This window comes from Neorhizobium tunisiense (assembly GCF_039631515.1).
In the GTDB taxonomy this organism is placed as follows: domain Bacteria; phylum Pseudomonadota; class Alphaproteobacteria; order Rhizobiales; family Rhizobiaceae; genus Neorhizobium.
The window spans coordinates 259047-277043 of the sequence record NZ_JBDIUU010000008.1; the positions used below are offsets into that span (position 1 = coordinate 259047).

The following is a 17997-nucleotide window of genomic DNA, read 5'->3' on the forward strand; positions in this document are numbered from 1 at the left end:
GACGGCCTGAAAGCCGCGAACGAATAAAGGCATATCAGGAAAACGCGATGAGTGGATGCTGTTCAGGATCGAGACGGGAAACGGAGCAGGGAATATTCGGCACACCGGCACACACGATCTCTCGCGGCCTCCGGGGGGAAACAATTGCCGTCAAGGGCGGCGATACGTTCGTCGGAACCCATGACCCGGTGATTTCCGCCGATGGCGAGGGGCCGGAGCGCAGGGTCTCGCTGCAGGATTTTCACCTCGAAGCCGAGACGGTCACGATCGGCCGGTTTGCCGAATTCGTCGAAGCGACCGGATATGTCACGGAATCGGAACGCTTCGGCTCTTCCGCCGTGTTCGCGCCGCTGCTTGGTGACATCAGCCTCGCGACGGGTGGCGTTGTCGGTACCCCCTGGTGGAGGCGCATCGACGATGCCACCTGGCGGCAGCCGGAGGGTCGCGGCAGCTCCATCGACGATCGGCTCGACCATCCGGTCACCCACGTCTCCTGGAACGATGCGCTCGCGTTCGCGCAATGGGTCGGCGGCCGCCTGCCGACGGAAGCGGAGTGGGAACATGCTGCGCGTGGCGGCAACCGCCGCCGGCGGTATCCCTGGGGCGAGGAGGAGCCGACCGACGAGGCGATCTTCTGCAATATCTGGCAGGGCCGCTTTCCTGACACCAACACGTTGCAGGACGGATATCTCGGTACCGCGCCGGCGCGCAGCTTTGCCCCGAATGAAGCCGGTTTCTACAATCTCGCCGGCAATGTCTGGGAATGGACCGCCGACCCTTTCAAGGTGCGCTCACTGTCGAAACAGGCAAAGGCGCGCAACGAGCAGGCGAGACGCTTTTCCGACAAGGTGCTGAAGGGCGGCTCGTTCCTCTGCCACAAAAGTTACTGCTACCGCTACCGGATCGCAGCGCGAATGGGCCTTTCCCCGGATAGCGCCTCGAGCAATACAGGCTTCCGGATCGCCTATGACGCCGCAGCTGGAAAGGACAATGGTCCTTGATCACAGGTGGCGTCTCGGTCTGGTCGATCGGAGGGGCCTGCATGCTTCGTCCGGCATGCATTCCGGAGCCCATCAGTATCGCGCGTCAGGCGCTCCGGCGAAGGGATCGACGGGACTGTTGCGATTCCACGGCCTACGCCCCATCAGCGCCTCGACAACGGCGGCCTGCATCGCCTCGTGGGTGGAATAGGCGTTGATATAGCTCGGCACCCGGGGGGCATCGTAGAGATAATAAGGAAAGCCGAAGGAGATCATCACCGTCGGAAGGCTCGTCCATGGCCGTTTCATGGCGGCCCTGAAATCCCCGTGAAGTGCCCGCCAATCCAGAAAAATACGCCCGCGCGTCAGAAGCGTCTCTTCGCCGAACAGATAGAGGACGAGGTCGTGCCCTTCCGCATCGAGTGGCGTGCCATAGGGATGGAGGGTCACCTCGAAACCCTCGGCAGCCAGCATTTCCGGCAGCTTGAAATCCAGCCTCGCATTCGGCATCGGCTCGACGATCCCACCCGAAACGACAAGGATGCGGCGATGTTTTTCGGGATCGAGCGGCAGCGTGCCGTTCCTGTCCTTCACCAGCGTTGGCGCGCGGGCAAAAGCCTCGTTGGCCACGTTCTGGACGGATGGTTCCCTCACATGGATCGGCATCTCGACGCTGCAATGCAGGCCGAGCGACGCCTTGAAGGCGAGGACGCGCGTGACCGCGTCTTGGAAACGCTCGGCTGATATGCGCCCCGAATGGGCGGCGTCACGCACCGCAGCAATTTCCGCCTCCGGCTTGGAGGAGAAAAGAACCATGTCGCAGCCACTCGCGATGATCTCGATCTTGGCGTCATGCGCCGGCATCACGCCCGAAAGGCCGGCCATCTCGCTGGCGTCGGAGACGATCAGGCCATTGAAGCCAAGTTCGCCCCGCAGGAGTGCGGTATTGAGCGGCGCAGAGACCGAAGCTGGAAGATAAGCTTCTTCACCCGCGTCGGGATCGCGTTCCAGGAGATAGGCCGGCAGCGCGATATGCGCCGACATGACCGACTTGACCCCCTGATCGATGGCAGCCTTGTAAAGCACGCCGAAGGTGGCGCGCCATTCTTCCATCGATAGCGGATTGATGGTGGTGACCAGGTGCTGGTCGCGTTCGTCATAGCCTTCGCCCGGCCAATGTTTGACGGTCGCGGCAAGGCCAAGCCGCTGGAAGACGCGCATCTGCGCTAGCGCATGACGTTTTATCAGCGCCGGATCCGAGCCATACCCCCGGGTTGCAACGATCGGGCTGCGAAAGGCCGCATTGATATCCAGAACCGGCGTAAAGGACCAGTTGATCCCGACGGAACGGGCTTCCCGCGCCATCAGGTCGGAAATCGCCTCGGTCAGCTCGACATCATCGACGGCGGCCAGCGCCAGCGGGTTGGGGACAGCCGTGCCGAAGGGGAGACTCATGCGGGAGCCTTCGAGATCGGCCGAAACGAGCAGAGGGACTTTGGCCTTGGCCTGGATCGCTGCCATATGCTCGCGTTCCCTCGTGCCGTCGGCACCGAAATAACGGGTCATGCCCCCCGGCTGCAGCTCGCCGAGGCGGACGATCTCCGTCTCGCGGTCGTCACCGCGGGAATTGAGATTGAAAAGCTGGGCCGCGCGGGCGGTATCGTTCAAAGCCTGAAACGTCTGCGTCACCCAGTCGAGGGCTTCGCGACCGAGGTTGAAGGGTGATTTCGTCAGATGATCCAGCATCGATGGCATCGGTCCCTCCGTTCAAACCTGCTCGGTGAGCGCGCGTTCCAGCGCCTCGAGCTTTTCCCGGTCCAGTTCCGGCCAGGCCGTTGCGGCCTGCACGAGCGTCTTTGCGGCGAGTGGAGCGGGCAGCGGCTCGTCCGCGAGACGAGGAACCGCGGCGATCAAGATGCGGCGCGTCGTTTCTTCGGCCATGAGCTTCGCGATCGGGATATTCGCCACCCGAGCCCCTCGTGGGAAATCGCTTGCCCGCGCCACGCTGCGCTGGCCCGAAACCACCTGTGCCCATTGTGTTTCGATGAGCAGATGTTCGCTGCGCACCGGTCCCGTCTCCGGAAGGCCCAGTCGTTCGAACTGATCGGGGGGCGCATCGGAGGCGCGCATCAACCCGACAAGCAGCTCGGCCATCCGCAACTCAACGCTATCATCTCGGAGCGGATTTTTCTGCTCCGGATCCGTTTCGAGATCGTAGAGCAGGGTCCCGAAGACCCAGGGGCCTCGGATCGTCCATCCCGGTATGCGCAGGACTGGCGCCCCTTTGGTGAAGGAGAAAGGCTGCGCGAGCTCCGCCTTCGACAGCTCGTTTGGGGAGAAGCGCGCGCGCATGTGGGTCGGCATCAGCGTATATTCATGGAGCGGCGAATTGTCCTCGGCGGCGCAGCACCGCATATAGACGTAACGGCCGTCGGTGACGCATACATGTCCCCCGAAACTCCCGAATAGTCCGGCCTTGCGGACCGGAGCATCGTTTCTGACCGTATCGAGGAGCGGTTTCCCTTGCATATCAGGCGTTGGCCGGAGGCCGAAGAGGTCGAGGAGCGTCGGCGCTATGTCTATGGTCTGGACGAGCGCGGAACGCCGTTCGCCGGCAACCCCGGCCCGCGGATCCCAGACGAAGAAGGGCGTGTGGATCGTCTCGTCGTACCACGGCATGACAGACTTGCCCCACCAGCCCTTTTCACCGAGCATGTAGCCATGATCCGTGCAGACGATCAGCATCGTATCGTCCCACATGTTTTTCTCGTCCATCATGTCGAGCAGCTGGCCGAGATTGCGGTCGCACATCGAAAGCAGCGCCAGATAGCGGTGCCGCGCCTGGAGGACCCTTTCTTCTGCCTCGGTGACGCGGTCATAGGGCGGCCAGTCGAAATCCTCGCCGGTATCGGGGTAGAGCGCGTGATATTCGGCATAACTGAAAAACGGCTCGTGCGGATCGAATGTCTCGATCTGCAGCATCCAGTCGTCCTGACCGGCATTGTCCTTTATGAATTGAAGCCCGGCATCGAAGGTTCGGGTTTGCGGATGGTCACGCTCGTCCTTGAGATAGGTCCTGTTGATGGGGTCCTGCCGCTTCATCTGGTAGAGGAAGTCGACGAGACGCCTGCGATCGACACCTTCGACGACGCCTTTCCAAAGGTCACCTTCCTGGCCGCGAAAAAACTCGTGCGAGGAAAAGCGCGTGTGATAGGTGGCTCCGCCATCCTCCCAATAGTGCTGATGATCGGTGACCAGATGCGTGTAGATGCCGGCGTTTCTCAGCAATTCCGGCACGCTGTCATCGAACGGCTCGATCGGCGACCAGGATCGGTGGAGAAAATTGTACCGGCCGGTATGCATTTCGCGCCGCGCCGGCATGCAGGGCATGGAACCGGCATAACAGCGGTCGAACGTGGCCGTCTTTTCCGCAAGCCGCCCGAAATTCGGCGCATGGGCAGTCCTGTCGCCATAGGGCGGCAGAAGGCGGCGGTTGAGGCTGTCGAACATCAGGACGATGGCGCGCATGGATCTAGGCCGTCATTGCGAGGGCGCGGAACGCCGCGCGCCGTTCCGCCTGCCTTGCGGGATCGGCGACGGGCGCGGCGAGAAGCAGGCGCTTCGTGTAGTCGTGAGCGGGGCGAGCCGTCACCTGATCGCATTCCCCGAATTCGACGATCTCGCCGAAACGCATCACCGCGACACGGTGCGAGATGTGACGCACCGCCGCCAGGTCATGGGAAACGAAGAGATAGGCGACGCCCGTCCGTTCCTGGATTTCGATGAACAGATCCATGACCCGGGACTGGGTGGAAAGATCGAGTGCCGAGACCGGTTCGTCACAGACGATGAGGCGCGGAGACAGCGCCAGCGCGCGGGCAATGGCGATCCGCTGGCGCTGGCCGCCGGAAAACTCGCGGGCAAACCGTTCCGCCGCGTCGCTTGGCAGGGCGACCTGATCGAGCAGCTTGCGGACCTGGCGGGAGGCATCGGCACGGGAGGCAAGCCGACGTGCGACAATCGGCTCCGTCAGGATGTCGTCGATCGTCATCGACGGATTGAGCGAGCTGTAGGGATCCTGGAAGACCGCCTGGATGGCCGCCTGGCCTTTGCGCGCACGGGGCGGCACCCCGGCGATATTCTCTCCGTCGAACCATATCTCGCCGGAACTGACCGGACCGATGCCGAGAATGGCCCGCCCGAGCGTCGTCTTGCCCGATCCGCTCTCGCCCACGAGACCTACGGTTTCACCGGGGCGGATAGTGAGATTAACGTGCTTCAGGACATGGTGGGCGCCGAAATGGACGTTGACGTTGCGGCAATCGACAAGGATCTGATCGTTCATGCCCGCATCTCCTCCGTCATCGGCGGTCGATATGTGCGGGTCTTGCCATCCTCGAGAACTGAATCGAGAAGCATGCGAGTGTAGTCGTGCGCCGGCGCGGCGAAGAGGTCGGCAACGGAGTTGATTTCCACGATCCTGCCATCCTTCATGACGGCCACCCGGTCGCAGCTATCCGCCACGACACCGAAATTGTGGGTCACCAGCATGACCGCCATGTTGAACTCCTTTTGCAGGTCGCGCAGAAGATCGAGCACTTCCGCCTGCACGGTTACGTCGAGCGCGGTGGTTGGTTCGTCGGCGATCAGAAGGTCCGGGCTGCAGGCGACCGCACCGGCGATGAGGACGCGCTGGGCCATGCCCCCCGAGATCTGGTGAGGATAGGCGCGAAATACCCGTTCTGGATCCGGCAGCTTCACGCGGGCAAGCAGTTTCAGCGCCCGCCGCGTCGCTTCCGCCCGGGAGATCCCGAGCACCGTCATCATCGGCTCGACGAGCTGGTATCCGATCCGGAACGCCGGGTCGAGATTGGCCATCGGCTCCTGGGGAACATAGGCTATGCGCTTGCCGCGAAGAGCCCGCACCTCATCCTGGGAAGATTTTCCGAGATCGATACCGTCGAACAGGATGGAGCCGGAGACAACCCGGCCCCCGGGCGACAAAAGCCCGAGGATGGCAAAGGCCGTCTGGCTCTTGCCCGATCCGCTTTCGCCGACGAGCCCGAGAACTTCACCGCGCCTGAGGCTGAGGCTCACGCCCTTGACGACTTCGCGCCAGCCGTCGTTCGCAGGATAGGCAACGACCAGATCCCGCACGTCGAGGAGCACGTCGGGTGCTGCTTGCGGCAGCGGTTGGCTCGCTGCCAGGGGAAGGACCTTCGGCGCTCTGACCTGAACGCCGCCCTGCTGCATGCGGTCGCGAATGGCATTCGCAAGCAGCACCAGCGACGCCACCGTTGCCGTGATTGCCAGCCCTGGCCAGAGGATCGCCTGCGGCGAGACATAGATGTTGGAGAAGGCGTCCTGCAGCATGCCGCCCCAGGTCGGCGTGCTGGGGTCGCCCAACCCCAGGAACTCGAGACCGGACTGGACGACGATGGCAATGCCGGCGACGATGGAGGTCTGGATGACCACCGGCGCCCGCACCGAAAGCAGGATATGCCGGGTGATGATCCGGAGATCGCTGAGGCCCGAGACCCGTGCCGCGTCGATATAGAGCTCGTGCTTGACACCATTGACGAGATTGCGCGTCAGCCGGAAAAAGCCCGGCGACAGCATCACCCCGAAGACCGCCATCGACAGGTAGATGGAGGCCCCGAGCGCCTGATAGAAGGCGAGCAAAACGATCAGTGCCGGCAGTGCCATGATGCCGTCGGAGATCCAGCGGGCCACCAGATCGAGCTTCCTGCCGTAAAAGCCGGCGAAGAGCCCCGCCGTCACCCCGATGGATGCGGCGATGACCACCGTGATCAGCGCGCCCAGGAATGTGTTGCGGCCGCCATGGACGAGACGGCTCCATATGTCGCGCCCCGAACCGTCGCCGCCGAGGAGATAACCGTCGCCGGCGACAGCATTGACCTTGAATATCTGGACGGCGGACGGATCGTTGGGTGCAAGCAGAGGCGCGAAGATAGCCGAAGCGATGACGACCAGCAGCGCCAGCGAGGCGACAAGACCTGTCGGATTGGAGAGCACCGAGCGGACGAAATGACGGCGCTGCGAAGCGGCGGGGATTGGCGCCTGGGCGGTGTTGATATCGCTCATGACATCCTCACCTTCGGATTTGCCCATGCGTTGAGGAAGTCGATCAGGATGTTCACCAGAACGACGACGATGATGAGCGTCACGACCACGCCCATGAGCACGGGCACGTCGCCGATCAGCGCAGCCGAGACCGTCAACGAGCCCATGCCGGGAATGGCGAATACGCGCTCGATGACGGCGGCGCCGCCGAGAAGCGCAATGAACTGTACCGAAAGGACGGTCAGCGCCGCCGGCATCGCATTGCGCAGTGCATGGCGATAGAGCACCGAACGCGGGCTGACGCCGCGGGCGCGGAGTGTGCGCACGTAATCCTGCTTGAGCGCGTCGATGACCGCGCCCCGGATTTGCTGGGAGGCCGAGGCTATTCCTGACAGCACCAGCGCGGTTACGGGAAGCACCAGGGAGGCCGCCCATGCGGACGGTGAAGCACCGAAGGAAACGTAGCCCGTCGCAGGCAGCCAACCGAGCTGAACAGAGAAGGTGAGAACGAGCAGCAGGCCAAGCCAGAAGTTCGGCATGGCAAAACCCGCGACGCTGACGATCTGGATGGCACGGTCCGCCCAGCCGCCGCGGACAGCCGCGGCAATGCCGAGCATCGCCGACAGCAGTGCCATCATTGCCACGGCGATCGTCACCATCGACAAGGTAACGGGCAGTCGGCTCGCAAGTGCAGACGCCACGCTCTCGCTCATCGTCCATGACGGGCCGAGGTCGCCGCGGATGGCATGACTCACCCAATCGCCGAACTGGACCATCAGGGGTCGGTCGAGCCCCAGCCGGCTGTTCAGTGCCGTCACCTGCTCGGCCGTCGCATTCTCACCGAGGATGTTGCGGGCGACGTTGCCTGTGGCACCGAAAACCATCATGAAAGTTACGGTCGAGACCAGGCAAAGCAGCGCGATGCCGGAAGCGACCCGTTTCAGGAGATACCGTATCATCGGCGTCCGAACTCACTTTGCAGGCGCATAATTGCGCGGCCAAGGCACGATGTTCTGGGCCTGCATCTGCACCTTCACCTGCGCGTTGGAGATGTAGATGCTGTCGATGCGGAACCAGGGCGCAAAAAAGGCGTTCTCGACCATGTATCGATTGGCGGCCTGCATCGCGGCATTCTGCTCCTTGCCTGGAGGCGTATACTGGGCTTTCTTCAGGAGAGCCTCCAGCTTCTCGTCCTTTGCCTTGGAAGTATTCCAGGGGGAGTTTGCAAAGGCGAATTTGTTGAAGTCGGCCCAGGGCGACTGGCTGCCAAGACGGAAGAGGAACATCGGGTATTTGCCGGACAGCAACTCGGCGATCGTGACATTCGGCGGAACTTTCACCCAGTTGACGGTGACGCCGATATCCTTGAGCTGCTGGGTGATGATCGGGGTGTAGGGAGCAAGCGTGCCGATATCCGGCATGGTGACGCTGAAGCCGTTTGGATAACCCGCTTCGGCAAGCAGTGCACGGGCCGCCTTCGGGGCATATTGATAGGTCCCGTCGAGCGAGGGATCAAATGCCTCGCTTGGCGGCACGAAAGGCTGGTCGGTGACTTCGCCATAACCCCGGGCGACGAATTTCAGGATCGCTTTCTCATCGAATGCCATATTGAGCGCGCGACGGACGCGGACATCGGACAGCGCCTTGACCATTTTGCCGTCGCGGTCGGAGAGAAACAGACCCAGCCAGTCCACGGGCAATCGAGAGACCGTCAGCTTGCTCGCCTCGGCCTCGGTGACGACCTGCCCTTCGCCCGCGCCAGCGTCCACCTGGCCGGATTTCAGCGCATTCATGCGCGCGCTGAGATCGTTGATCGGCGTGATCGTCATGGTTTCGAACGGGAAGGCGCCGGCGTTCCAATAATCCGGATTGCGCTTGTAGACGTATTGGCGCCCGGTCACCGAGCGCGCCGTGTCGTAGATGTAAGGCCCGGAGCCGACCGGTAGCATTTTGGAATCGGCCTTGCCGAGCGTCGCGGGGCTCGCCATCGCGCCGCCGACGGTCGCCAGATTGAAGAGCATCCCCGGATCTGGCTCCTTGAGGTGCAGCTTCAGCTCGGCAGGACCTACGATTTCGACACTCTTGACGGCGCCGGCCATCCAGGTGTTCTGCCCGACGCCGTCGCGCAGATATTCGATGTTTGCCTTCACCGCTTCCGCATTGAAGGGTGTTCCGTCGGTGAACTTGACGCCTTCGCGCAGCTTGAGCGTCAGCTCCGTGCCATCGCCGTTGAAGCGCCATTCGGTGGCCAGGTTCGGCATCGTCTTGCCGTCGGGGGCCGTGTAGAGCAGCGTATCGAAGACCGGCATCCAGTATTGGGCGCGATGGCCGATGGACAGACCGGCACGGTCGAAGGTGTCATTATCCAGAATGCCAGCGAGCGCAAGCGTCTCAGGACTGTTCCCGACCTCTGCCTGGGCAATCGGCGGCACGGATAAAAAAGCCGCCGTCAAGGCGGACAAAATCAATCGGTTTCGCATGCTCTCCTCCCCGAGAGCCTGACTTGCCCGCTCCCCGGCCAGACAGGCTGCATGTAGCGAATAAGATTCTGCCAAATACACATTCTTGGCGTTCTAAAGTCATACCAGTTGAGGCAATGCACGAAAAATGCAATTAACGGCGCGACCGATAAACGAAGCTTATCACTGCCATGCTGGATCAGATCACCCACCTCTTCCGACTGCAGGCGATCGTGGAGGAAGGCAGCCTGCGTCGTGCCGCCGAGCGGCTGAACCTTACGCAGCCCGCCCTGTCTCGATCTCTCGCCCAGTTGGAGGCCCATTTCGGGCGGCCGCTTCTGGAGCGGCACGCACGCGGCGTCCGTCCGACGCTGTTCGGGGAGAGAGTCCTGTCAGAATCGCTGCGGATGATGCGTCACTGGGAAGTGGCCGAGCAGGAACTGATGTCCGACAGGGCAATAGGCAAGGCCTATCTGCGGATCGGCGCCGGACCGATGTGGCGTCCCGCAATCCTGCCGGAACTACTCGTCGACATGCAGCAACGGTTCCCCAAGATCGTGTTCGAGCTCAGGAACAGCCGTTATGCGAACTCGCTCACCGATCTCCTGGAGGGGCGCCTCGACATGCTGTTCACGGGAATGACGATCGATGATCCGCAAGACTTCCGCCTCGTCGCACTTCCGCTGACAAAAGTGATCAACAATGTCATGGCACGTGAGGATCATCCGATCTTCGCCGCGCGCGATGCGGCAGGAGCGGTTCCGCCAGAGCGCCTGCTCGACTATCCCTGGCTCGTCCATTCCGAGCTTCCGATCTATCAGGCCACGACGCAGCACGGTCTTTTCGAGCGGCTGGGGCGAGAGCCCGACATCCGGCTGAGCTGCGAGAGCCTGCATTCGACATTGTCGATACTTCAGCGGAGCGATTGCCTCTGCCTGCTGCCCGATGCGGCCGTTCTGGCGACCTCCTGCCCACGCATCGTCCCGGTGCCGGTCAACCTCAATTACAGGCACACGCGGACGGGGGTGATCTATCGCGAGGAACTCGGCGACTGGGCTCCGGTGCGCCAGATGATCGCACTCTGCAAGGAGCGGTTTCATCTCGATAACTGATTACGCTCTCTTGAATCGTCGCCGGGCACCTTACCATGCACTGATTTCACTTGCTTTTTCAGGTCGCCGTCCAGTCGGTGCGGTCGTTCGCTCGGTTAGTTTTGTCCGAAAATAATCATAAGTCGAAGGTGATGGCGCGTGTCAGGTCACCAAGTCGAGGTGCTGAACGTCGCATTGACATCCCCGCGCTTACGACGACCCCTACAGCGCTCCCCGAATGGTTCGCTGACGTAACGAACGTTGATGTGGCCGGATGTGAAACCCATCTAAGCTTCATGCCGAAGCACGAAAAGAACGAGATCGAGTTCCTCAGGACATGGACACTGACGCCCGCGGCGACGCTGGGGTCGTCGGTCCGTGCGAAAGGGATACTTCTCGAGATGCGAGCTCGGCTCCCGGTTCCATCGAAGAAATCGCTCATACTCGAAGGAAATGAGCTGATCCTGTCGATGTCCGCGAACGCGAAGACCGAGTTTCAAGCCGCGTCGACCATTGTCTCCAGAGCGCTGGAGGACATCGAAACGTTGCCTGTCATCCCGCGCGAGATACAGGACATCCTAACGATTAAAACGAGCGAGAGACACCGCTGGCTCGCAGACGGTCGGCTGCCCAGTGCGGGAACGCGAACTGTCAAGTTGCGTGGCCGGGCTAAAAAGATCACGTTCCACGTCTTTGATCCCAAGGTAGTCGAAGACATTCTCGACCGGGGTGTCGTTGAGGAATGGCGGGAGCATGACGCGACAGCGGCAGCCGACAACAGGCGACGGGCTGCGTACAAGGTGAAACTCACGCGTTCGTTGAAGCAGCGCGCAAAAACCTCGCCGCCTACGCAGGCGGTTTCCGACGAGGCTTCAAACCTCTCTGGATGGGATGAGTTTGGACGGGATGGGTTCCTTCGTTAGCGTTGGTGACTCGCGACACGCCAATGGCGACCGAGACGAGGTGAAGTCCGTCGCTGTATGTGCGGGCGCTCCTTATACTCAGAAAGTTCCTGCAACGCCCCACAAGCTCAGCATAATCCAAAGCATGGAAAGTGGATTTGGGGCCGGAAGCTGACCGAGGGCTCAAAGCTGACGCACTTCAAGAGCGTCAACATCCAGTCCTATAGCTACTCGACGATCTTCCAATAGGAATCTTTGCGGATCACCTGACCATTCCGAAACGTATAAAGATCGCAACCCTGGACTTCCGTCCTTGTTCCGTTGACCGACGTACCCACGAGGGTCCATCTCGATATCCCGGTTCCGGATGCTTCATCAACGAAGTGCTCGGCGTTGTTGTAGATAACGTCAGGCAGGCCCTGAAAGCGCGACGCCAGAGCCTCTCGCACCTTGGTCTTACCCTCCAACCGAGACCCCCATGGATCGCGCCCGCGTGGCATCTCCAATATGCAATCTTCAGCAAAGTAGGTCATGATCAGATCGAGATCATGAGCGTTGAAGGCATCGCACAGATCCCTCAGCCGCCGAAGCAAGTCCATCACGGTCTCCATCAGTACGGAAAGCGAGTTCGCGATCCTACCATGTTTCCTGCCGTTCTGCAGGAGGTGCGTTGCTGCGCGGGCAATGGGTGACGACCCAATTTGAAAAGATGCAACGGAACTGGTCCAGACACACCACCTCGATGCTCGCCCCAGCGGCATTTCGGACAAAAGAGACTATGCCTTGCCCAGATGCTTCGGCGCCAGAATTCGTGATGAACTTTGGCGGCTTCGTCTTCGAGGTTCATCGGGCTCATTGACCAATCGGACCGGCAGCTTTCAGGATATCGAAGATCGGGTTGAATGACCGCAATGGGGGCACAGACTTGCCGTGCTAGTCGTGAGCACCGATCTTACGCGCCGCTTAATCGAGATTGTTGTTGTCGCGGTCATCGGCGATCGGGCGGTGCTTCCTCGCCGGAGCGAGAAAGCACCGCCATGTCACGGATTTAGCGTCACCCGGCACTCCGGCCACTTGAGACCTCGCCTCTTCTGCTCACCTTGGCCGGAGCTCCAAGAGTCAGCTGCGGGGCTGAAGCAACGCCAGAACGATAGTCGATGCCGCTAAGACGGCTGTAAATGTCAATGGCGCTGAGGCACCATAGTGATCGACCACATAGCCGCCGAACAGCGCACCTATGCTGATGGCGACTTGGAACGAAACGACCATCAGGCTGCCAGCAGCCTCCAAGGCGTCCGCTGCGCCCCGGGACAAGTTGGTAGGCAGTACCACCGGAGCCATCCCAAAAGCGAAACCCCAAACTGTAACCAGGGCAAACGCGATGCCGCTATGTGCACCCCAGAGGACGAGAGCAAGCGCCGAAAACGCCATCAATACGCCGGTGACAGCGAGCGCCATGCGGATATTTGCGTCTGCCAGTCGGCCGCCGGCGACATTGCCGATCACAGCGGCGATGCCAAACCCGAGGAGCGCCAAGGCAATCGGCCCGGTGCCAAGGAGCGTCACTTGTTCGAGGAAGGGTCGCACGTAGACCGAGCCGGCAAAATGTCCCGTCATCAGCAAGAGGATGGCAAGCATTCCCAGTTGAACAGTGCGCCGTTTCGTCAGCCGGAAGACGTCGGAAAGACTATTGCTCGTGCTTGCGGGTAGTGTCGGCAAGCTGAGTATCTGCAGTAGCATCGCAATCGCTGCGAGTCCTGCAGTCATGGCCGTGGCGGCACGCCAGCCGAGCCAATCGCTGATCAAAGCACCCATAGATGGTGCAGCTATGGTGGCAAGAGAGACGCCGAGGGTGACTATAGCCATGCCTCGACCTGTCGCATTGGTGCCAACCAATCTGGCCACGACGGCAACTGAAAGCGCCCAGAAACCACTGAGCGCGATCCCCAGCCCGGCTCGGCCCAACAACAATAACCAAAAATCGGTCGCGAGCGCGGCCACGAGATTGGAACCAATAGCCAAGGCACTTAGGCCAACCAGGACAGTCTTCCGGTTCAGTTTGCCGATGAGAACATTGCTCAACAAGGCCGTCACCGCGCCAACAGACGCGGTGGCGGTGACAACCTGACCGGCGGTTCCCTCGCTAACGCCAAGGTCACGCGCCATTGGTGTCAACAGACCTGCCGGCAGGAATTCAGCGGATACCAGCGCAAAGCTTGTGGCTGCCATTGAAATAACGGCAAACCAGGTCGTGGGGCTCCATGTACTCGGGACGGTAGAATCGAGGCCAATCGCGGGGCCGTCAAGCTGTGATGTTGTGTCCGTCATTGAAAGTACCTCCAAGGTTTGGAGGCCTTAATAGCGGAGTCTTCCAGGATGATATGTGTCTTAAAGTCCGAATTCCATGTCCGTTCGTCCGGAAATAGTGCGGCGCACAACGCCAGGTGAAACGCTGGTGATGCGCTTGAAGGCGCGCGCAAAAGAAGCTTCAGATTCATAGCCCAATTGAGAAGCGACCTCGGCAACCGACATGTTTTGACCGAGCAACTCTCGTGCAAGCTGCATGCGCAGACGGGCGAGATACCGTGCCGCGCCCTCCCCTAGGATGGCGCTGAAGCGTTCCGCGAAGATCGAGCGCGATTGACCTGCCACGCCGGCAAGGGTCTCAAGCGTCCAGTCATGGCCGGGGTCTCGGTGCATGGCTGCCAGCGCACGACCGATATGAGGATCACGGATCGCGGCGAGCCAGCCGCTGGTCGAGGCTCCGCTGCAATTGACCCAGCAGCGAATAAGCCGCGCGACGAGTACGTCCGCCATGCGTGACAAGACCGTGGCGCTGCCTATCTGGGGCTGCGACGCCTCTGCCGTCATGGCGGCGAGGAGGGGGCCGACGATCGGATCATTGCCAGCAACATCACAACCCTTGATGATCGGTGGCATCAGAGCGATCAACGGGTTGAGGGCATTCGCACCCAAAGCCATGGAACCGCAGAACAAGGTGCTCGTCGCTCCTGTTCCTTCCTGCACCACTTCGCAGACATTGCCCCCCAACTTGGTGACCTGGCAGCTCTTAAGCGAGTCCCCTACAACATCAGGCTTACTGGCCAGTCGGTGTTCGACACCTTGCGGCAACAACACCAAATCGCCGTCTTGCAACTCCTGCCATCCTTGGGCTTCGGTATGGATCCAGCATGGCCCCTCACTGACGAAATGAAAGCGAAGCAGCTGTTGCTGCGCAAAGGCGATGCTCCATGGATGACGTAGCTCGCAGCGGCCGTAGTTGACTCCACTCAGGCGAAAGTCCTGTAGAACTTCGCTTAGTGCATCCGTAGGAACTTGCGTCGGGGACTGGGATGAACGATCAAGCATTGGGATAATTTATATGCCGACCGTCCGGACTTCAAGTAAGCATCGGTGTCAGGGCCGGCTCTGAGGTCATCAATGGCGGGCGCAGCTCCGCGTCGGCTTTGCCCGAATTGAAGTCGATGACCCGTATTGCCGCACGGGTATCGTCACCAGCCATGGCCGCTTTCGGGCAGCTGCAACGACTGCCTCCATGACCGAGGTGAAGGCGCGTTACTGTCGCAAGATTCGTCGCTTCATGGCCAAAACACCCAGCTTCCCGAGCTAAGCCGGGAAGCCGTCACGCTATCTCGATGTGCGAGGATTCCACTCCTTGCGCGATAAGCGGCGCGGGAGACTTCGAATGCGGGTGGGAAGCGTTAAGTCGCCGAGCCACGATATCGTGGTTGAGCCACAGGACGGGACCGGAGGGTTCGGAAGATTCGCCAAAAATAAGCTGCCCGGTTGCCTTCACAACGAGACCGCTCAGGAGGTCGCTGATCATCAACTTGCTATCTCGATGCATCTGGGTGATCGCGTTGGACGTGCCGATGGTCAAATCGGCCTGTGCCTGACTGTTTGCCATGGGCCATGCGGAAAAGTCATAGAACGGACGCATGACCTCGCTGGCCTGCATGTCGGTGATCTTCCGGAACACATCCTTCATGGTTAAGCCGTCAGCCAGAAGCTGCTGGCAGGCCTGCCACTGTTCGTCTGCCCATTGGCCACCGTTTTCTTTCTTCAACGCAAGCAGTAGCGGTATCAGGGGCAGCTCGATACCCGTGAACACATCGGACGAATTGGTCCGGATTTCGGGACAGTTATAGACCGTTGCCTTGATCCCTGTCGCCCAGGCGTCCTTCGCAATGCCCTCGAGCCGCATCTTCGCATAACCCTGGGTGTAGTTGGTGTAGGTCTGCCAACGATAGCTTCCGTCAATGAGGACCGCCGATCCGTGGTAACCATAGGCCGTATATCGTATTTGACCGCCCGAAGCCTCCACGCGCTCGCGGATCGCCGCGCTGAAATCAATGAGGTGCCGAAAGGTGTTTGCTGAGACTTCGTCAAAATTCTGCAGGATGAGTTTTCCCATGTCACTGTCGAGCAAGGTCTGCGACGACATGTGACGGGTTCCGGTCCCCTTGTAGATTCGATTGGCGACGACCAAGAATACCTTAGCCTTCGGGATGCCCCCGGCCATTGTGTGGGCGAAGAAAACATTGCGTCCAGCGGCGATCATTCCGTCGAGAACGGTCATGACTTTTGAAAGCGACTCCGTAAAGCGCGCAGTGGCGATGTCGCGGCATTGCCCGACATAGTCCCAGTCGAGCTTTTCGTGTTCCCAGCTCTCAAGCGTCATCTTTGCCAGGAGATCGGTGGGAGTTGGGCCGCCTGCGGGCGCATCGAGATCGAAACCCGCCATAAGAGGTATGTTGATGATCCTGCCGCCCAGCCGGGCCTCCGCCGAAGACAGTTCCTCGGGGTCGAGCGGCCGCAGCGCGTTGTTCTCGTCGCGGCGCCCGACGGTGATCCCCACAATCTCCATTCCGGCCCGTCTGGCTTCCTCCAGCAAGCCGGTGGCGTATCCGCGGCCGAACAGTTCGCCGAAGAGGACGAAAACATCGCCTTTACGGAAGACCGTGTTCTCGGAAAGACGATTCAGTGCAACCGGATTTTCCATGCTGTCGGCTCTTTGATTCGTGTGTCGTCGAGCAATGCTCATACGAGCTTTCACAAGACATGACCGCACTGGCACAGAATGGGAACTCATTTTCGGTGACCGTTTATTTCAAAACGTGAAGGCGCTTCCTGCAATGCGGCGAAATGCCGAGGCTTTTGGCGATCGGCGCGCCGATACCGAAACGAGTTCGCTGGAAGGCTCGTCCCGCGGATGCTAGTCGTGAACTTCCGCCCAGTGGGGATAAGTCACGTAAGCTGTGATCGCTCCCTCCCCCTCCGTCGTAATCGTCACCGACTCACCCTTGGGCATATAGACGATCTCGCCCGGACCCGCCGTGACGGTGCCAGCTCCCGTCGAAACTGCAAGCCGTCCTTCCAGAACGATCATGACGTCATCGACCGCCATGGTTTCTGTGAGCGACTGGCCCGGAGCGTACCGGCCGTAGCCGATGGTGATCGGCCCGCCGTTCTTCTCGTCGACCAGGTTTCCGACGAAGATATCGGCATCCTGTCCCGGAGACCTCACCAGGTTCGCGTCGGCGATATTGAATTTTTGGACTTTCATCGCTTTCTCCCGTTTTTCGACAGAGGTAGCGCGGCTGCTAAGGCTGCCAAGGCCGACACCCGACAGAGACGCTCCATGGAGATCAGGGACGCGACAACCATGCTCGACGTCAACTACAAGGCGATCGGCAACGATATTCAAGCTCCAGCGAGATGTTTTCTGGTTCATCAGGATGCCTCATGCGGAACCACAGGCAAGATAGCTCGTTTATCGCCGAGATCAGGGAGACCAGACATGCCGAGCGGATCACTCAAAGCACTTCTCGCCGTCCTCGCAGTCGCAGGATATCAGAACCGCGACCGGATCGCCGAAATCCTGAAAGGCGTTGCCGAGCGCCAACGGACGTCGTCGGGTGGAGCGACACAGGGAAGCGCCGCGAATGCACCCCCAGGATCGGATGGCGGAATCGACGACATTCTTGACAGGTTGCGGAGAGGCGGACTTGGAAGCTTGGTCAGCGGTGGCAGCATCGGGTCGATACTTAACGGCGGACTGAGCGACCTCCTCGACCAATTCCGACAGGCCGGACAGGAGAAGAAAGCCGAGTCTTGGGTGAAGCCCGGGGCGAACGATCCCATCAATAACAGCGAACTCGCTGCTGCGCTGGGACCAGACGTCCTGCGAGATATCGCTACGCGAACCGGCATGTCCGAAGAGGAAATCCTGAAACGCCTCTCAGAGAACCTCCCCAACGCGGTCGACGGCCTTACGCCGGACGGAACGGTTCCGCCTGCATCTGCCGCTTAATTCCTCTCTCAGCAACGCCGGTAAGCCCTTTTCGCCATTCTCGTTGATACAGCGGCCACCGCGCTGTCGCATGCAGCCCCTGATCTGCAGAAGTATGCGACGTCTTGCACGGCCATCGAGGCTCCACCGCCGGTTCTGACGGATGAA

At 60.7% G+C, this 17997-nt stretch carries 15 protein-coding genes; 4 read left to right on the forward strand and 11 right to left on the reverse strand.

Translation table 11 applies throughout. The annotated features are described in order from the left end of the window. The first annotated feature begins 47 nt into the window (after positions 1-47). On the forward strand, positions 48-1001 hold the full coding sequence (locus tag ABCW43_RS22700; RefSeq protein ID WP_345928634.1) for a formylglycine-generating enzyme family protein: 954 nt from the start codon (positions 48-50) through the stop codon (positions 999-1001). Between the two features lie 72 nt (positions 1002-1073). Here the strand turns inward: ABCW43_RS22700 and ABCW43_RS22705 are convergent, their stop codons facing one another. From ABCW43_RS22705 to ABCW43_RS22730, 6 genes are read right to left on the reverse strand one after another with little or no spacing between them, the layout of a single operon-like run. Further along, positions 1074-2735 (reverse strand): glycoside hydrolase family 3 protein, encoded by a 1662-nt coding sequence (locus tag ABCW43_RS22705; protein WP_345928636.1) that lies wholly within the window; start codon positions 2733-2735, stop codon positions 1074-1076. A gap of 12 nt (positions 2736-2747) precedes the next feature. Further along, complete coding sequence (locus ABCW43_RS22710; RefSeq protein WP_345928638.1) at positions 2748-4508, reverse strand: sulfatase family protein; 1761 nt, start codon at positions 4506-4508, stop codon at positions 2748-2750. 4 nt (positions 4509-4512) lie between these two features. Further along, positions 4513-5325, reverse strand: coding sequence for an ATP-binding cassette domain-containing protein (locus ABCW43_RS22715; protein WP_345928640.1), 813 nt, complete (start codon positions 5323-5325; stop codon positions 4513-4515). Next, entirely contained in the window at positions 5322-7085 is a 1764-nt protein-coding gene (locus ABCW43_RS22720) for a dipeptide/oligopeptide/nickel ABC transporter permease/ATP-binding protein (protein WP_345928642.1), read from the reverse strand. Before ABCW43_RS22720 ends, ABCW43_RS22715 begins: the two co-directional genes overlap by 4 nt. After that, positions 7082-8023, reverse strand: a complete 942-nt coding sequence (locus ABCW43_RS22725; RefSeq protein WP_345928644.1) for an ABC transporter permease — start codon at positions 8021-8023, stop codon at positions 7082-7084. Before ABCW43_RS22725 ends, ABCW43_RS22720 begins: the two co-directional genes overlap by 4 nt. A gap of 12 nt (positions 8024-8035) precedes the next feature. Beyond that, complete coding sequence (locus ABCW43_RS22730) at positions 8036-9544, reverse strand: ABC transporter substrate-binding protein (protein WP_345928646.1); 1509 nt, start codon at positions 9542-9544, stop codon at positions 8036-8038. A 170-nt stretch (positions 9545-9714) separates the two neighbouring features. Here ABCW43_RS22730 and ABCW43_RS22735 point away from each other — a divergent pair, with 170 nt between their 5' ends. After that, positions 9715-10635: a LysR family transcriptional regulator gene (locus ABCW43_RS22735; protein ID WP_037078462.1), complete on the forward strand. Its 921-nt coding sequence runs from the start codon at positions 9715-9717 to the stop codon at positions 10633-10635. Between the two features lie 275 nt (positions 10636-10910). Further along, positions 10911-11537, forward strand: coding sequence for a hypothetical protein (locus ABCW43_RS22740; RefSeq protein WP_345928648.1), 627 nt, complete (start codon positions 10911-10913; stop codon positions 11535-11537). A 206-nt stretch (positions 11538-11743) separates the two neighbouring features. Here ABCW43_RS22740 and ABCW43_RS22745 read toward each other — a convergent pair whose 3' ends face one another. The 5 genes from ABCW43_RS22745 to ABCW43_RS22765 form a co-directional block, all read right to left on the reverse strand. Beyond that, entirely contained in the window at positions 11744-12115 is a 372-nt protein-coding gene (locus ABCW43_RS22745) for a nuclear transport factor 2 family protein (protein ID WP_345928650.1), read from the reverse strand. Positions 12116-12635: 520 nt separating this feature from the next. Beyond that, positions 12636-13844 carry an MFS transporter gene (locus ABCW43_RS22750; RefSeq protein ID WP_037078425.1) on the reverse strand — a complete coding sequence of 403 codons (1209 nt, stop codon included), beginning with the start codon at positions 13842-13844 and terminating at the stop codon, positions 12636-12638. A gap of 60 nt (positions 13845-13904) precedes the next feature. Continuing rightward, positions 13905-14885 carry an AraC family transcriptional regulator gene (locus ABCW43_RS22755; protein ID WP_037078424.1) on the reverse strand — a complete coding sequence of 327 codons (981 nt, stop codon included), beginning with the start codon at positions 14883-14885 and terminating at the stop codon, positions 13905-13907. A 274-nt stretch (positions 14886-15159) separates the two neighbouring features. Continuing rightward, positions 15160-16539, reverse strand: coding sequence for an enoyl ACP reductase FabMG family protein (locus tag ABCW43_RS22760; protein ID WP_345928653.1), 1380 nt, complete (start codon positions 16537-16539; stop codon positions 15160-15162). Between the two features lie 213 nt (positions 16540-16752). Next, positions 16753-17103: a EutQ-related cupin domain-containing protein gene (locus tag ABCW43_RS22765; RefSeq protein WP_345928655.1), complete on the reverse strand. Its 351-nt coding sequence runs from the start codon at positions 17101-17103 to the stop codon at positions 16753-16755. A gap of 75 nt (positions 17104-17178) precedes the next feature. Between ABCW43_RS22765 and ABCW43_RS22770 the strand changes: the two genes are divergently transcribed. Further along, positions 17179-17850, forward strand: coding sequence for a YidB family protein (locus tag ABCW43_RS22770; protein WP_345928657.1), 672 nt, complete (start codon positions 17179-17181; stop codon positions 17848-17850). The last annotated feature ends 147 nt before the right edge of the window (positions 17851-17997 follow it).

Bases quoted from the DNA above. Each gene is read 5' to 3' on its own strand.
- ABCW43_RS22750 (WP_037078425.1), bottom strand. From the start codon at position 13,844: ATGACGGACACAACATCACAGCTTGACGGCCCCGCGATTGGCCTCGAT.
- ABCW43_RS22765 (WP_345928655.1), bottom strand. From the start codon at position 17,103: ATGAAAGTCCAAAAATTCAATATCGCCGACGCGAACCTGGTGAGGTCT.
- ABCW43_RS22740 (WP_345928648.1), top strand. From the start codon at position 10,911: ATGCCGAAGCACGAAAAGAACGAGATCGAGTTCCTCAGGACATGGACA.
- ABCW43_RS22715 (WP_345928640.1), bottom strand. From the start codon at position 5,325: ATGAACGATCAGATCCTTGTCGATTGCCGCAACGTCAACGTCCATTTC.
- ABCW43_RS22735 (WP_037078462.1), top strand. From the start codon at position 9,715: ATGCTGGATCAGATCACCCACCTCTTCCGACTGCAGGCGATCGTGGAG.
- ABCW43_RS22720 (WP_345928642.1), bottom strand. From the start codon at position 7,085: ATGAGCGATATCAACACCGCCCAGGCGCCAATCCCCGCCGCTTCGCAG.
- ABCW43_RS22725 (WP_345928644.1), bottom strand. From the start codon at position 8,023: ATGATACGGTATCTCCTGAAACGGGTCGCTTCCGGCATCGCGCTGCTT.
- ABCW43_RS22755 (WP_037078424.1), bottom strand. From the start codon at position 14,885: ATGCTTGATCGTTCATCCCAGTCCCCGACGCAAGTTCCTACGGATGCA.
- ABCW43_RS22745 (WP_345928650.1), bottom strand. From the start codon at position 12,115: ATGGACTTGCTTCGGCGGCTGAGGGATCTGTGCGATGCCTTCAACGCT.
- ABCW43_RS22705 (WP_345928636.1), bottom strand. From the start codon at position 2,735: ATGCCATCGATGCTGGATCATCTGACGAAATCACCCTTCAACCTCGGT.
- ABCW43_RS22710 (WP_345928638.1), bottom strand. From the start codon at position 4,508: ATGCGCGCCATCGTCCTGATGTTCGACAGCCTCAACCGCCGCCTTCTG.
- ABCW43_RS22730 (WP_345928646.1), bottom strand. From the start codon at position 9,544: ATGCGAAACCGATTGATTTTGTCCGCCTTGACGGCGGCTTTTTTATCC.
- ABCW43_RS22770 (WP_345928657.1), top strand. From the start codon at position 17,179: ATGGAGATCAGGGACGCGACAACCATGCTCGACGTCAACTACAAGGCG.
- ABCW43_RS22700 (WP_345928634.1), top strand. From the start codon at position 48: ATGAGTGGATGCTGTTCAGGATCGAGACGGGAAACGGAGCAGGGAATA.
- ABCW43_RS22760 (WP_345928653.1), bottom strand. From the start codon at position 16,539: ATGGAAAATCCGGTTGCACTGAATCGTCTTTCCGAGAACACGGTCTTC.